General features: G+C 74.7%; 11 protein-coding genes and 1 pseudogene. 8 read left to right on the forward strand and 4 right to left on the reverse strand.

Annotated elements, in window-relative coordinates:
- Nucleotides 1-13: 13 nt before the first annotated feature.
- The 3 genes from DYI95_RS05315 (at nt 14) to DYI95_RS05325 (ending at nt 3299) form a co-directional block, all read left to right on the forward strand.
- Nucleotides 14-1807 (forward strand): leucyl aminopeptidase, encoded by a 1794-nt coding sequence (locus DYI95_RS05315; protein ID WP_243149883.1) that lies wholly within the window; start codon nt 14-16, stop codon nt 1805-1807.
- On the forward strand, nt 1804-2670 hold the full coding sequence (locus tag DYI95_RS05320; RefSeq protein WP_116901455.1) for a PHP domain-containing protein: 867 nt from the start codon (nt 1804-1806) through the stop codon (nt 2668-2670). The genes DYI95_RS05315 and DYI95_RS05320 overlap by 4 nt, the downstream gene beginning before the upstream one ends.
- 182 nt (nt 2671-2852) lie before the next feature.
- Complete coding sequence (locus DYI95_RS05325; RefSeq protein WP_116901454.1) at nt 2853-3299, forward strand: hypothetical protein; 447 nt, start codon at nt 2853-2855, stop codon at nt 3297-3299.
- On the opposite strand, the gene DYI95_RS05330 is transcribed toward DYI95_RS05325, so the two are convergent.
- Nucleotides 3238-3654, reverse strand: a complete 417-nt coding sequence (locus DYI95_RS05330) for an acyl transferase (RefSeq protein ID WP_116901473.1) — start codon at nt 3652-3654, stop codon at nt 3238-3240. The genes DYI95_RS05325 and DYI95_RS05330 overlap by 62 nt on opposite strands.
- A gap of 252 nt (nt 3655-3906) precedes the next feature.
- Here DYI95_RS05330 and miaB point away from each other — a divergent pair, with 252 nt between their 5' ends.
- The 5 genes and pseudogenes from miaB to miaA all read left to right on the forward strand — a co-directional run bounded on the left by miaB (nt 3907) and on the right by miaA (nt 12362).
- A complete protein-coding gene (gene miaB, locus DYI95_RS05335; protein ID WP_116901453.1) occupies nt 3907-5463 on the forward strand; it encodes a tRNA (N6-isopentenyl adenosine(37)-C2)-methylthiotransferase MiaB in 1557 nt (518 codons plus the stop codon).
- A gap of 325 nt (nt 5464-5788) precedes the next feature.
- Nucleotides 5789-6154, forward strand: a pseudogene (locus DYI95_RS05340) (DNA mismatch repair protein MutS); the annotation flags it as partial.
- Between the two features lie 270 nt (nt 6155-6424).
- Nucleotides 6425-9262, forward strand: coding sequence for a DNA mismatch repair protein MutS (gene mutS, locus DYI95_RS05345; RefSeq protein ID WP_243149941.1), 2838 nt, complete (start codon nt 6425-6427; stop codon nt 9260-9262).
- Between the two features lie 10 nt (nt 9263-9272).
- Complete coding sequence (mutL, locus tag DYI95_RS05350) at nt 9273-11360, forward strand: DNA mismatch repair endonuclease MutL (RefSeq protein WP_116901452.1); 2088 nt, start codon at nt 9273-9275, stop codon at nt 11358-11360.
- A gap of 6 nt (nt 11361-11366) precedes the next feature.
- Nucleotides 11367-12362, forward strand: a complete 996-nt coding sequence (gene miaA, locus DYI95_RS05355; RefSeq protein WP_305849879.1) for a tRNA (adenosine(37)-N6)-dimethylallyltransferase MiaA — start codon at nt 11367-11369, stop codon at nt 12360-12362.
- Nucleotides 12363-12617: 255 nt separating this feature from the next.
- On the opposite strand, the gene DYI95_RS05360 is transcribed toward miaA, so the two are convergent.
- Genes DYI95_RS05360 through DYI95_RS05370 form a run of 3 tightly spaced genes read right to left on the reverse strand, consistent with a single transcriptional unit; the run spans nt 12618 to nt 15053 of the window.
- Nucleotides 12618-13439: a hypothetical protein gene (locus tag DYI95_RS05360; RefSeq protein ID WP_116901450.1), complete on the reverse strand. Its 822-nt coding sequence runs from the start codon at nt 13437-13439 to the stop codon at nt 12618-12620.
- Complete coding sequence (locus DYI95_RS05365) at nt 13420-14025, reverse strand: GTPase domain-containing protein (RefSeq protein ID WP_116901449.1); 606 nt, start codon at nt 14023-14025, stop codon at nt 13420-13422. The genes DYI95_RS05360 and DYI95_RS05365 overlap by 20 nt, the downstream gene beginning before the upstream one ends.
- A complete protein-coding gene (locus DYI95_RS05370; protein WP_116901448.1) occupies nt 14022-15053 on the reverse strand; it encodes an AAA family ATPase in 1032 nt (343 codons plus the stop codon). Before DYI95_RS05370 ends, DYI95_RS05365 begins: the two co-directional genes overlap by 4 nt.
- Between the last annotated feature and the right edge of the window lie 106 nt (nt 15054-15159).

The following is a 15159-nucleotide window of genomic DNA, read 5'->3' on the forward strand; positions in this document are numbered from 1 at the left end:
GAATGGCATACGCATGCCGGAGGTCGCCTTTCGCGTGGTGCCGGTGACGGAGGTGGCCGCCGACGCCGTGGTGGTCAACCTGTTTGAGGGGGTCACGGTGCCGGGCGGCGCCACGGGGGCGGTGGATCAGGCGCTCCACGGCGCCATTCAGGAAGCCATCGCCGCCGGCGCCCTGCGCGGCCGGCTGGGGGAGGTGCTGGTGCTGCCCACCCTGGGCCGGCTTCCCGCCCGCTGGGTGGTGGTGGCGGGCCTGGGCCCGCGGGAGGAGTTCGGCCGCGTGGCAGCCCGGACGGCCTCTGCCACCGCGCTGCGGGCGGCGAAGAAGCACGGCTGCCGCTCGGTGGCCACCATTGCCCACGGTGCCGGCATCGGCGGGCTGGATCCGCAGCTGGCCGCCCTGGCCACGGTGGAGGGTGCCCTCCTGGGCCTGTACCGCTACCAGCCCGTAGGGCCGGTGGGGCGGCCCGGTGAGGGCGGTGAGGCAGCAGGAGGCGGCAGGGGCGCGGCAGGGCTGGGCGGTGCCCCGGCCCATGGAGGCAGCAGGGAAGGAGCCGCGGGGTCCTGGGCCGGATCCGCCGCCCGCCAGGCGGGGCCCGGCGCCCCGGCTGGGGCAGGCCTGGAGACAGCTCACGAAACGAGCCACGCCCTGGGCCTTCTGGGGGGTGCCGTCGACCCCACGGGGCGCCGCGGCGGCCGGCCCCTGGGACGGCGCGCCCGGGCCGGGGACGAAGGCGATGGGGCCGGCGTGGAGCGGATCTGGCTGGTCGACCGCAGCGGCGCGCAGCAGCAGGCGCTGGAGCGGGGCCTGCAGGAAGGGCGCATCCTCGCCGAAGCCGTCATCACCGCTCGCCAGCTGGGCAACCGGCCGGCCAACGACCTGACGCCGGCCCGGCTGGCCGAGGCGGCCGCGCGCCTGGAGGAGCTGCCCGGCGTGCAGGTGACCGTCCTGGACGAGGAGGAGCTGCGGCGGCGTGGCTTCGGGGCCATCCTGGCCGTGGGCCAGGGCAGTGCCCAGCCGCCGCGGCTCATTGCCATCGACTACGTGGGGCCGGGGCGGGATGGATCGGAACCGCCCGACGCCGCTTTCGTGGGCAAGGGCGTCACCTTCGACACGGGCGGCATCTCCCTCAAGCCCCGGGAAGGCATGGAGGACATGAAGTTCGACATGATGGGCGCGGCGGCGGTCATCGCGGCGCTGGAGGCCGTGGCCCGGCTGGCCCTGCCCGCCCGGCTGCTGGGTGTGGTGGCCGCGGTGGAGAACATGCCCGGCGGCCGCGCCTTCAAGCCCGGTGACGTGATCACCACCTACGACGGCACCACCGTGGAGGTGAACAACACCGACGCGGAGGGGCGCCTGATCCTGGCCGATGCCCTGGCCTACGCCCGCGAGCGGGGTGCCCGGCGGCTGATCGACCTGGCGACCCTGACCGGCGCCATGGTCATCGCCCTGGGGCATCACGTGGCGGGCCTGTTTGCCAACGACGATGCCTGGGCAGCGCGGGTGCTGCGGGCCGCCGGCGCCGCCGGCGAGCCCCTGTGGCGGCTTCCCCTGGTGGCGTCCTATCGGGAGCGGCTGCGCAGCGAGTATGCCGACCTGCGCAACACCGGCGGCCGGCCCGCCGGGTCCATCACCGCGGCCCTGTTCCTCCAGACCTTTGCCGGCGACACGCCCTGGGCGCACCTGGACATCGCTGGGGTGGCCTGGTCCGACCGGGTCGAGGGCGATCACGGCAAGGGCGCCACGGGCTACGGCGTCCGCACCCTGGTGGAACTGGCCCGCAACCTGGCGGCGGGGGGACGGGCATGACGCCGGAGCGGGGTGGGGCCGACCTGCACACCCACACCACCGCCTCCGACGGCACCGTCACTCCCCGAGAGCGCATCCGCATGGCCCAGGAGGCGGGGCTCGAGTTCGTCGGCATCACGGACCACGACACCCTGGCCGGCCTGCCGGCGGCCCGGGAAGCGGCGCGGGAGGCCGGGGTGGTTCTGGTGCCGGGGGTCGAACTCAGCACCGACGTCGACCTGGGTAGCCGCCGGGTTGGCGTTCACATCCTGGGGTACTGGGTCGACGAGGCCGACGAGCCCCTGGTGCAGCTGCTGGCGCGCCGCAGGGCCTCGCGGGAGCAGCGGCTGGCCCGCATGCTGCAGCGCCTGGCGGAGGCCGGGATCGTCCTGGATGAGGCGCGGATTCGGGCCATGGCCCAAGGGGGCGCCATAGGGCGCCCCCACGTGGCCCGGGCCCTCGTGGACGCCGGGGTGGTGGCCACGGTGGCCGAAGCCTTTGAGCGGTACCTGACGCCGGGCAAGCCGGGCTACGTGCCCCGCGCGCCCCTGGCGCCGGAAGAGGCCATCGCGGCCATCCGGGCCGCGGGGGGCGTGCCCGTCCTGGCCCATCCGGGCCTCCTGCCCGCCCGCCTGCACGGCCTGTGGCCAACCTGGAAAAAGGTGGGCCTCGAAGGCGTCGAGGTCTATCACTCCAAGCACAGCCCCGAGCAGGCCGCCGCGTTCCTGGCGCGAGCGAGCGAGCTGGATCTGGTGCCCACCGGAGGATCCGATTGCCACGGACCCCAGCCGGGCCAGCCCGCCCTGATGGGGCAGGTGCGGGTTCCGCGGGAGTGGGTGGAGCGACTGGCCGCCCGGGCGGCCGATCCAAAGTGCACCCTCTAGACGCAGCCTGCTGATCCGGCCGCACCCTCTCGACGCACCCTTCCGAAGCCGAGAGATCGCCTCCGGGCGCCCGCCGGCCGGCGGCCGAGGCAAGCCCGGGGCCGGGCCCAATGCCGGGGCCAATGGGCCTGATGCATGGACCGGCCGGCGCGTGCATAATCCTCCCCTGGGAGGTAAGGCCCGTGAAGCGTGAGGCCCGATGGTCCAAGCCCCCCGACGGGCCGCGGGGCGCGCCACCGCTCCGCCGGCCCGGTGGAACGGCCCGGGGGTCCGGCGCCGGAGGACCGCCTCCGGCGTCCCGGCCCGCGGAACGGGTTCCGGTACCCGCTCCGGAAGAACCGGTCCCGGCGGGCGCCGGGCAGGCGGGCGCGGCGGCGGGGCCGGGCGGTGCCGGCGACTGGCAGGTCCGGATTCTCTTGCTGGAGCGGCGGGTCGTGACCCTGCGCCGCAGCCGCCGGGTGCTGCTCGAGCTGCTGGCGACCCAGCAGGCGCGTTACGAGGCGGAGGTCAGCCAGCTGCGCCGCCGGGTGGACGAGCTGGAGCGGCAGCGGCAGCGGCTGCTGGCCTTCATCCGCCGGCGGCGGGTCCTGCCGGGAAAGGCGGCGGCAAGCGGCGGGCCGCAGCGGTGAACATGGACTCCGGACCCGCAAAGCCGCAAAGCTCGCACCGCACCGTCAGGTCCGGCTCTCCGCCGGCCGCGGTGGCCAGCGCCGGTCCTGCCCGCCACTCCTCCACCTGACCCGTGTGGGCGTTCTTCCGCACGGACCAGGTCAGCGGCCACAGCAGGGTAAAGGAGGCCCGGTTGCCGGTGCAGCGCGGGCACGCATAAGGCGGCCGCCGGGTCAGGGCGGGCAGGGCCGCCTGCCAGGCGGCGGTGTCGCCGGACGCCACCGCAGCACCAGGCCCCGTTCCGGCCGCCGGAGGCGCCCCGCCGGCGTGGGAGGCCTGGGAAAGCCCGCCTTCAGGCATTGCGCCGGGTTCCACCCCAACCACCTCCATCCTGGATTCTCCATTTCCTAGAATGCCCCTGGATCGCCCACCCAAGCCGGCAGGGGAACCCGCACCGGCCGGAGGGTCGTGGCGGCACCGCAGCTTCCGTGGCCAGGGTGCGGCGTGCAACAGCGTGCATCGGCCTGCATCGGCCTGCAACGGCCTGCATGCCGTACCAGCCGCTGCATTGCCCACGGGTGCCCGCAGCGCCCATAATGAACGAAGGTACAAAGGAGGAAACGAGCCATGGAAACCCTGCCCCTGATCCCGCGGCCGGGGGCGGCAGGCACCCAGGACTACCGGGTGCTGCAGGCCCAGTGGGCCACCCGTTACGGCGCCTACCGGGACGAACAGAACGTCTGGCGCCTGGCCGACGGCCGCACCCTGGCCGAGTCGATCTTCGGCAAGCCCCACCCTGCGTACAAGATCCTGACCTGGGGCTGCCAGATGAACGAGCGCGACAGCGAGATCCTGGCCGGCCAGCTGGAAGAGATGGGCATGGTCCCGGCCGGCCTCCTGGACGACGCGGACCTGATCCTGCTCAACACCTGCGCCGTGCGGGAGACGGCGGAGGAGAAGGTCTTCGGCACCATCGGCTACCTGAAGGTGCTCAAGCAGAAGAACCCGGACCTGATCCTGGGCCTGTGCGGCTGCATGGCCCAGGAGGAGGCCACCATTCGCCGCATCCAGCGGTACTATCCCCACGTGGACCTGGTGTTCGGCACCCACAACGTCCACCAGCTGCCCCAGCTGATCGAGCGGGTGCGGCGGGAAGAGGGGATGGTGGTCGACGTCTGGCAGGCGGCGGAGGGCGTGGTCGAACACCTGCCCTCGCGGCGGGCCGGGGGCGTCAAGGCGTGGGTCAACATCATCTATGGTTGCGACAAGTTCTGCACCTTCTGCATCGTGCCCACCACCCGCGGGCGCGAGCGCAGCCGCCGCCCGGAAGACGTCATCGCCGAGGTGGAGTACCTGGCCGCCGAGGGGTACAAGGAGGTCACCCTGCTAGGCCAGAACGTCAACTCCTACGGCAAGGACCTGGGCATCGGGTTCGATTTCGCGGACCTGTTGGCTCGCCTGGACCAGGTACCGGGGATCCGCTGGATCCGGTACACCACCTCCCACCCCCGGGACTTCACCGACAAGCTGATCCGGACCATCGCGGAGTCCGACAAGGTGACGGAGCACTTCCACCTGCCGGTGCAGTCCGGATCGAACCAGGTGCTGCGCTGGATGAACCGGCGCTACACCCGGGAGTACTACTTGCGCCTGATCGAGAAGATCCGGGAGGCGGTGCCGGACGCCTGCATCACCACGGACATCATCGTCGGGTTCCCCAAGGAGACCGAGGAAGACTTTCGCCAGACCCTGGACCTGGTGCGGCAGGTGGAGTACGACAACGCCTTCACCTTCATCTACTCGCCCCGGGAGGGCACGCCGGCCGCCCGCTGGCCCCAGCTGCCGCGGGAGGTCAAGCAGGAGCGCCTGGAGCGGCTGATGGAGGTGCAGTACGAGATCAACCTGCGGAAGAACAAGCGCCTGGTGGGCCAGAGGGCCGTGGTCCTCATCGACGGGCCCAGCAAGAAGAACCCGCAGGTCCTCAGCGCCCGCACCCGGACGAACAAGCTGGTGCTGGTGCCCGGCGACGCCGCCTGGGCCGGCCGCTTCGCCCGGGTGGAGATCACCCGGGCCCAGACCTTCACCCTGGAGGGGCGGCTGCTGGAGCTCTTGCCGGACGACGCGCCCGAAATCGGGCGGCACGGGCAGTTCTCGCCCTACGGCGCCGCGGCCCAGGGGGCCTGACCCGGGCGGGGTCGCGGCGGGCGGCGCGGCCGTCTAGGGCAGCTGTGGCCGTAGCCGGCTCCGGCGCCGCGAACCGTGGCACGGACCGCGGCGCGCGCGGTGGTGGGGACCGGGGCGCAGGCCGCGGGCCAGCCGGGCGACGCCGCCCGGGGGCGGCCATGGGCCGCAGCCGGCCCGGCCCGGGCCCCGGCGGGCTTTGTCCCGATTCCGCGCAGGCAAGGGGCGCCGCTTGGCGGGAGGCGAAGCGCTGCGGTGGGGGTGGCAGGCTCCAATCATGGCGCAGGCTGACGAGCCCCAGCGAGGCAGGTCGGGCCGGGAAACCCCGATGATGCGGCAGTACCGGGAGTGGAAGGAGCGCTACCCGGACTGCATCCTGTTCTTCCGCCTGGGCGACTTCTACGAGATGTTCGGCGATGATGCCCGCCTGGCCGCCAGGATCCTGGACATCACCCTGACCTCACGGGAGACGGCCAAGGGCGAGCGGGTGCCCATGTGCGGCGTGCCCTACCACGCCGTCGACCAGTACCTTCCGCGCCTGGTGGAAGCGGGTTACCGGGTCGCCATCTGCGAGCAGGTGGAGGATCCGCGGCTGGCCCGGGGGCTGGTGCGCCGGGAGGTGGTGCGGGTCGTCACCCCCGGCACCCTCTGGTCGGCGGCGGGAGGGGACGAAAGCCGGTACGTGGCCGCCCTGGCCCTGGACCCGGGCCCGGTGGCCGGCACCCCGGCCACCGGGCGGCGGGAGGTTGGGGGGCCAGGCCAGCAGCCCGAGGGGGCGGCAAGGCCTGTCGTGGCGGGCACCGTCCAGGCCGCTGCCGAATCCGCCCAGGTGACCGGGGACGACGCCGGGGATGGGGCGCCTGCCGGCCGGGATGCGGTGGAGGCCGCCCGGGTCCCCGCGGGGCCTGTGGCGGAACCGACCGCCCGTCACGCTCTGGCGAGGGGGGCGGGCGCTGGTGGGGCCATGGCAGGGGCCGGGGACGAACCGGCCGCGACCGGGCCCCGGGCCGGCCCGGCGGCCCCGGCCCGTTTGGCCGGCCCGGTGGCCCAGGACCCTGTGGCCCAGGACCCTGGTGATGGCACGGTCCCGGCCCTGCAGCAGGCAGGAAGCGGCCTTGAGGCCGGGAGCGCTGGCGGGGGCCCGCAGGTTCTGGGGCTTGCCTACGCCGACGTGTCCACGGGCGAGTTCACCATCGCCCAGCTGGCCGGGGACGACCCCCTGCGCCTGGCCCTGGACGAGCTGGCCCGGCTGCAGGCGGCCGAGTGCCTGCTGGGACCGGGGCTCGAGGGACCTGGTGCCGCCAAGCTGGAGCAGGCCCTGCGGGAGCGAGGCTGCACGGTCACCCGGACTCCGGCCGGCCCCTGGCGCCTCCGGGAAGCCGCCGCCGCCCTGGCGGCCCAGTTTGGCCGGCCGGCGGTCGGCCAGGCCCGGGCGGAGACCGGGGCCGCCGCCGTCAGCGCGGGTGGCGGGCTGCTGGCCTACCTCCGGGCCACGCAAAAGGTGGACCTGGAGCACCTGCGCCGGCTGCGGACCGATGCCCTGGGTCAGTGGCTGGCCATCGACGCCAACAGCCGCCGGAACCTGGAGCTGGTGCGCCGGCTGCGGGACGGCTCCCGCCAGGGCACCCTGCTGGACGTGCTGGACCTGACGGAGACGGCCATGGGCCGGCGACTCTTGCGGCAGTGGATCGAGCGGCCCCTGGTGGACCCTGCGGCCATCTCCGCCCGGCTCGATGCGGTGGAGGCCCTGGTGCGCGACCCCTTCCTGCGCGCCGGGCTGCGGCAGCTGCTGGCCGGCATGCAGGACCTGCCCCGCCTGCTGGGCCGGGTGGGCTACCAGCAGGCCAACGCCCGCGACCTGCTGGGCATCGCCCGCGCCCTGGAGCGGCTGCCGGACCTGGCGGCCCAGCTGGAGGGAGCCGCCGGGGCCGGCCCCCTGGGCCGGCTGGAGGCCGTCCGTCAGGCCCTGGATCCCCAGCTGGCCCGCCTGGCCGCCCGGTTGCGAGGGGCGCTGGTGGACGATCCGCCCGCCGGCATCACCGAGGGCGGGCTGATCCGGGACGGGTTCCACCCCGAAGTGGATGCCCTGCGCCAGGCCATGGCCCAGGGCCGCCACTGGATCGCGGCCCTGGAGGCCCGGGAGAGGGAGCGCACGGGCATCAAATCCCTGAAGGTGGGCTTCAACAAGGTCTTCGGGTACTACATCGAGGTGACCCGGGCCAACCGGCACCTGGTGCCTCCCGACTACGAGCGGCGGCAGACCCTGGCCGGCGCCGAGCGTTTTGTCACCCCGGAGCTCAAGGCCATGGAGAGCCGGATCCTGGGGGCGGAGGAACGCCTGGCGGCCCTGGAGCACCAGCTGTTCCTCGAGCTGCGGCAGGAGGTGGCCGCGGCCATCCCCCAGCTGCAGGCCACCGCCGACGCCCTGGCCGAGCTGGACGTGCTGGCGGCCCTGGCCGAGGCCGCGGCCCGGTACGGCTACGTGCGGCCCCGGCTCGGTTCCGGCCGACGGCTGCGGATCCGGGCGGGGCGGCACCCCGTGCTGGACCGGACGCTGGAGGGCCGGTTCGTCCCCAACGACATCGATCTGGACGGCGAAGAGGAACGGGTCATGCTGATCACCGGCCCCAACATGGCCGGAAAGAGCACCTTCATGCGCCAGGTGGCCCTCATCGTCATCATGGCCCAGATGGGCAGCTTCGTGCCGGCCGCCGAGGCGGAGATCGGCCTGGTGGACCGGATCTTCTGCCGGGTGGGGGCCAGCGACGACCTGGCCTCGGGCCAGTCCACCTTCATGGTGGAGGTGGCGGAGACGGCCCTGGCCGTGCACCACGCCACCCCCCGCAGCCTGATCCTGCTGGACGAGATCGGCCGCGGTACCAGCACCTTCGACGGCATCGCCATCGCCCGGGCGGTGATCGAGTACATCCACGACCGCATTGGGGCCCGCACCCTGGTGTCGACCCACTACCATGAGCTGACGGGCCTGGCGGCCACGCGCCCCGGCATCCGCAACTACCACGCCCGGGTGGTGGAGGAAGGGGACAGCATCCGCTTCCTCTGGCGCATCGCGCCCGGCGGCGCCGATCGCAGCTACGGCATCAATGTGGCTCGGCTGGCCGGGTTGCCGGTGGAGATCGTGGAGCGGGCCAAGGCCATCCTGGCGGAACTGGACCGGCGGGCCGGGCCGCGGCAGCTCTCCCTGGCCGACCTGATGGCGAGCCCCGTGGCGGCTTCGCCGTCCCGGGACGAACCCGGCACCGGCCCCGCCGACGTGGCCGGCGGGGCTCCGCCGGCGGGGGTCCCCGGCTCCGGCGGTGGCGGCAGCCTGCCCGCCGGGCCGCGGCCGGGCGCCGCGGCGGGGGAGGCCGGCGGGATGGCAACGACCGGGCGGGCCGGCGGCGAGGCGCCGGGGACCGCGGGCCTCGGGCCGGGCTCGCCGGCGGAGGCACCGAGTGGTGCCGGGGCGCCGCCGGGCTGGTCCCAGGCCGCCGCCGCCCGGGAGCCCGGCACGGGGGAGCCTCCCGGCCCGGCCGGGGTCTCAGGGACCGGGCCCCGGGACCCCGGTGCGGCCCCCGAACCTGTCGCCCCGGCCGCCACCGCCACCGGGGCGGGGGCCGGGGCGCCGGCCGCCGGGGGGATGGGGGCCCCCGCCGTCCCGCCCGCAGGGGAGCGCCTGGCGCGGGTCTGGCTCGAGCAGCTGGCCCGCCTGGATCTGGTCCGCCTGACGCCGCTGGATGCAATGAACCTGCTCTACGCCTGGCAGCGGCGGCTGAAGCGGCTCGCGGAGGGCGGCGAATAGGAGGAGGCCCATGGGCAGGATCCGGCGCCTGGATCCCCAGGTGATCAACCAGATCGCCGCCGGCGAGGTGGTGGAACGGCCCGCCTCGGTGGTCAAGGAGCTGGTGGAGAACAGCCTGGATGCCGGCGCCCGCCGCATCCGCATCGACGTGGCGGAGGGCGGCCTGCGCTCCATCACCGTGTCCGACGACGGCTGCGGCATGGACCCCGACGATGCCCTGCTGGCCGTGGAGCGCCACGCCACCAGCAAGATCAGCCGCCTGGACGATCTGGTCCGCGCCGGCACCCTGGGCTTCCGGGGCGAGGCCCTGGCGGCCATGGCCTCGGTGGCCCGCCTGGAGCTGGTCACCCGGCCGCCGGCGGCGGAGGGCGGCTTCCGGGTGGTGGTCGAAGGTGGCGCCGAGCGCAGCGCCGGGCCCTGGGCCAGCCCACCCGGCACCCGGGTGACCGTGCGGGACCTGTTCTTCAACACGCCCGCCCGGCGCAAGCACCTCAAGGGGCCCGTGGCCGAGTTCGGCCGCATCGCCGACGTGGTCACCGCCCACGCCCTGGCCCGGCCCGACGTACGCTTCGAGCTCTGGCACAACGGCCGGGAGGTGCTGCGCACCTCCGGCAGCGGCGACCCGGCGGTGGTGGTGCTGGAGTGCTTCGGGCCGGACGTGGCCGCCGGCCTGATCCCGGTGGCGGCCGCCGACGACGCCTGCCGGATCGAGGGTTACGTGGGGGCTCCGCGCATCGCCCGGGCCAGCCGTGCCTGGCAGTTTATCAGCATCAACCGCCGGCCCGTCGAGGTGTCGAGCCTGCGTTTCAGCCTGGAGAACGCCTACCGCCACCTGCTGCCCGCCCGCCGCTACCCCGTCGCCGTGCTGGCGGTGACGGTACCGGGTGAGGAGGTCGACGTCAACGTCCACCCCGCCAAGCTGGAGGTGCGCCTGGTGCGGGAACGGGCGGTGGCGTCCCTGCTCTACCGGGCGGTGGAAGGTGCCCTGGCCGAGCGGGACCTGCTGCGACCGGCGGCGCCGGGACCGTTCCCTGAGAACGGCGGCGAGCGGCCCACCCCCCGCGGGGGGCGCCGGGGGGGCCGACAGGGGCCCTGGCGTCCGGGGGCGCCCCGGTGGGTCCGGGGGGCGTCCTGGGCGGTTCGGCCGGGGAGTGGGCCGGCTCCCGAAGCGGCGGCGGAAGCCGCGGCGGCCTATGGGGGTGCCACGGCCGCCTGGCTGGAGGCCTTCCGCCGGGGGGCGGAACCCCAGGGGACCGGGGCGGCACCCGGGCCGCGACCGGAACGGGCCGCCGAACCAGCGGGGACGTCCAGGCCAGGGCCCGAGCCGCCCGGCGAGGGGCCGGGGGGTCCGGGGGCCAGGACGGGTGCCACAGCAGGTGGAACGGGCAGCCCGGCGGCAGGGACCCGGCCGTTTGCCCGGGAGGCGGAGGTGCCGGCCCTCGCCAGGCCCGAACCGGGGCCCGCGCACCCCGGGCCGCAAGACCGGGATCTGCTGCTGCGCCTGGAGCCCCTCGGCCAGGTGGCGGGGACCTACCTGGCCTGTGCGGGACCCGACGGCCTGTACCTGGTCGACCAGCATGCCGCCCACGAGCGGATCTACTTCGAGCGGTTTCTGGCCCAGGGGGCCAGCCAGCCCGGGGTGCCCACCCAGCTGCTGGCCGTTCCGGTGGTGCTGGACCTGCCTGCCACGGAATACGCGCTGTTGCTGGAGCAGGCCGGCGCCGTGGCCCGCCTGGGCTTTCAGGTTGAGCCCTTCGGGCCCCGCTCCGTTGCCGTGCGGGCGGTGCCGGCCGCCCTGGCCGACCGCCCGGCCCCGTCCTTGCTGGCCGACCTCCTGGCGCGGCTGCTGGCCGAGGCGGTCCGGGGCGGCGGGCAGGAGGCCCCCATCCTGGACACCGACCGGGCAGCCCGGATCCTGGCGGCCTGCAAGGCGGCCATCAAGGCGGGGGACCGGCTCCACCCCCAGGAGATGACCCAGCTCCTGGCCGATCTGGCCCGCTGCCGGCAACCCTATGCCTGTCCCCACGGCCGGCCCACGGTGATCCGGCTGGGGGTGGAAGAGCTGGAGCGCCGGTTCGGTCGCCGGGGCGGGGGGTGAGGCGGCGTGCTCATCGTGATCGTGGGACCCACGGCGGTGGGGAAGACGGAACTCTCCCTGCTGCTGGCCGGCCTCTTGCCGGTCGAAGTGGTTTCCGCCGATTCCACCCAGGTCTACCGGGGCCTGGACATCGGCACCGACAAGGTCGATCCCGCCACCCGGCGCCGCATCCCCCACCACCTGATCGACATCCGCGATCCCGATGAGCCCTACAGCGTGGCCGATTTCCGGCGGGACGCCACGGCGGCCATCCAGGCCATCTGCCGGCGGGGGAGGTACCCGGTGCTGGTGGGGGGGACGGGCTATTACGTCACCGCCCTGCTGCGGGGCTACGACTTCGAGCCCGTTCCTCCCGACCCGGGCCTGCGGCGGCGGCTGGAAGAAGAGTACGAGAAGCTGGGCCCGGAGGCCCTCCACCGGCGGCTGGCCGCCGTCGACCCCCAGCGGGCCGCGGCCATCCACCCCCGCGATCGCAAGCGGCTGGTCCGGGCCCTGGAGATCTGGCACCAGACCGGCCGGCCGCCCAGCCAGTTCGCGCCGCCGCGCTCGGGGCCCCTCGCCTTCGCGGCCCGCTGCTACGGCCTGACGGCACAGCGGGAGGACGTCTACCGCGCCATCGCCCGGCGGGTCGACCGCCAGTTGGCCCGGGGCCTGGTGGAGGAGGTGCGCCGGCTGCTGGAAGCGGGGTACGACACCCGGCTGCCGGCGCTGCAGGCCCTGGGCTATAAGGAGATCGCGGCATACCTGCGAGGCGAGTACGACCTGGCCGAGGCCCGGCGGCGACTGATCCGCAACACGCGGCACTATGCCAAGCGGCAGTGGACCTGGTTCCGCCACCAGCTGCCGGAGGTCCGGTGGTTCGACCGCCGGGAGTGGACCCTGCCCCAGGTGGCCCGCTTCATCGCGGCGGAGGTGGAGGCGCTGGCGCCGTCCGGGAAGGTGCGGGCTCCGGAGGCACCGGCGAGGGACGACCCGGGCCAGGCTCCTGCCCCGGGCCGTTAAGGCCGGGCGGGGCCGGGTTGCGGGGGTCGTGGCGGGCCCGGGTCCGGTGGTCGCAGACGGGACAGATGCCCCGCACCAGGGCCTCGGCCCGCAGGGCCAGGGGCGCTTCGGCGCAGCCCAGCCGGTAGCCTTCTTGCCGGCCCCGCCGCCGGCCGGCGGCATACCCGGCGGCCAGCGCCAGGACGAGCAGAGCGGCCCCGGCCAGCACCTCCGCCACCCCCGTTTCGGCCAGAGCCGGCACGGCCGCCGCCATGGTCACGGCGTTCCCTCCTCGCGGGCCGGAGGGCTGCCCCCGGATCCACCGGGTTCTGGGGGTGCCCCGGAGGCCACGGCGCCGGTACCGGCCTGGGGGTCCCGGGTCGGGTTCGTCCGGCCCCGCCTCCCTGGGACCAGCGGCCCGCGGCCGGCCAGCCCGGCCCCGGTGGCTGCGGCCCAGGCGGCCACCGCCCGCAGGGGGTCCCAGGCGGCCGCCACCAGAGCCAGCCCTAGCCCGGCCAGCAGCGCCTCTTCCGGGCCCAGCCGGGCCGCCCAGTTGCGGGCGGGTCCCGCCCCGGTGGCCTGCCCGGGCGCCGGGTTACCCCCTGGGGTCCGGGCCCGCTCCCGCCGCAGGTCGATCCAGTCGTCCACCAGTTGCACCGAGCCCACCAGGGCCAGGGCGGCCAGGGTGTCGGGAAGGCCCGCGGCGGCCACCGAAAGGGCCACCGTGGCCGCCGTTTCCTGCCAGGCGCGCAGCCCCAGGGGCAGCCGGGTGCCGCTGCCGTGGGCCATCCCCCAGGCGTAACTGGCCCAGAAGAGAAGCAGCGCGTCCCGCAGGGAGAGGGCGGCAGCGGCAGCCAGGGCAGCCAGGGCGTAGGCGGTGGCGGCGGGTCCCAGCCGGGCGGCGGCGTTGGGCCGGCCCGTCCAGGCATCCTCCTCCCGGTCCAGGACGTCGTCCATCAGCTTCACCGCCACCCCCACCAGCAGCACCGCCAGCACCCGCAGGCCCTCGGCGGGGCCCGCGGGCGGCAGCCATCCGGCCACCAGCCCGTCCTGCCAGCGGGCCAGCAGGGGAAGGAGATCAGACGTGGCGGGCGACAAAGCGCCTCACCTCCCGGAAACCGGTCCGCTGAAGGGCCGAGACCGGCAGCACCGGCCGGCCGCTGAAAACCCGCCGGATGGTGGCCAGCCCGCCGGGCGCGGCGGGCAGGTCCATCTTGTTGGCCAGGATGGCGTAGGGCGCCCGCAGGGGCAGGTAGCGGGCGATCTGGACCTCCACCTCGGCGATGGCGCTGCGGCCCTGCCGCCCCACCCGGTCGGCATCGATCACGTGCAGCACGGCATCGGCCAGCCGCAGCACCCGCAGGGTCTGGGCCACCGCCAGCCGGACCTGGCGGTCCTCGTCGATGCCGTCCAGAAGGCCGGTGGAGTCGGTGAGCACCACCACCCGGGCCCGCTTGCGGCCCGGCACCGACACCGTCAGCGACTGCAGGCAGCGGGTGGTGTGGGGTTCGTCCCCCACCAGCAGCGGGCGGTCCCGTTCCAGGTGGCAGGGGCGGGTGAAGGTGCCGCCCTCGGCCGCCTGGACCGTCATCTCCGCCCGTTCGACCCCCAGATAACGGGCGAAGTTGAGCAGGAACAGGGTCTTGCCCGCGTTGGCCTGTCCGATGATCAGCGCCGTCCTCACGGCCACCCCTCCCCGGGGCCCGGGGCCGGGTCGAAATCGGCCGCGGTGAGGCGCATGAGCTCCTCCCGGCCGGCCGCGGGCCGGTCCAGCAGCCGGACGGCCTGCCGGCGGATGGCCCGCTCGATCAGGTTGCGGACCGTGCGGGCGTTGCCGGACCGCTCGCCGTAGCCCGGCGGCAGGGACAGGAGGATCTCCCGCAGCCTTTGCTCGGCGCCGGGATCCAGCCGGTATTGCCGCTGCCCGGCCAGCTGGTGGGCGATGGCCACCAGTTCGTCCACGGTATAGTCGGGAAAGGTCAGGTGGATGGGGAACCGGGAGCGCAGGCCCGGGTTCACCTGGAGGAACCAGGCCATCTCCTGCCGGTACCCCGCCAGGATGACCACCAGCCGCTGCCGGTGGTCTTCCATCTGCTTGACCAGGGTGTCGATGGCTTCCTTGCCGAAGTCCTTCTCGCCGCCCCGAGCCAGGGAGTACGCCTCATCGATGAACAGCACCCCGCCCAGGGCCTGGTGGATGACCTGGCGCGTTTTCTGGGCCGTGTGGCCGATGTACTCGCCCACCAGGTCGGCCCGCTCGACCTCCACCAGGTGGCCCTTTTCCAGCACGCCCAGGGCCCGGAAGAGCCGGGCCAGGATGCGGGCCACGGTGGTCTTGCCGGTGCCCGGGTTGCCGGTAAAGACCATATGCAGGGTCAGGGGCTCGTTGATCAGGCCGGCGCGGGCCCGGCGCTCCCGCACGGTGACGTACGCCCGGATCTCCCGGATCACCCGCTTGACGTGGTGCAGGCCGATCAGCGCGTCCAGTTCGGCCAGGGCCGCTTCGATTTCCCGCTCTCGCTGTCGTTGGTCATCCGTGGTGTCCGGAGCCGGTTCCCGCTCCAGCTGGTGCAGGTAGACCACCGCCTGGGGCGGGGTGATGCGGCCGTCCTCAATCCAGCGCAGCACCTCATCGGGGGAGGACGGCTGGGGCGGTTGGGGGGACGGCGACCGCCCGTTGGCAGGCGGGCGGCTAACGACGACGCGTTCCATGAAACCACCTCCGGCCCGGCATCGTTCCAGTCTATTCGGGGCGCCGGTCGGCCGTGTTCGTCTGCAGGTGCTAGAATGCCGGTAGGCTTGGGCGAACGCCGGTGGG

This window comes from Thermaerobacter sp. PB12/4term (genome assembly GCF_003403315.2).
Classification (GTDB): Bacteria; Bacillota; Sulfobacillia; order Thermaerobacterales; family Thermaerobacteraceae; genus Thermaerobacter.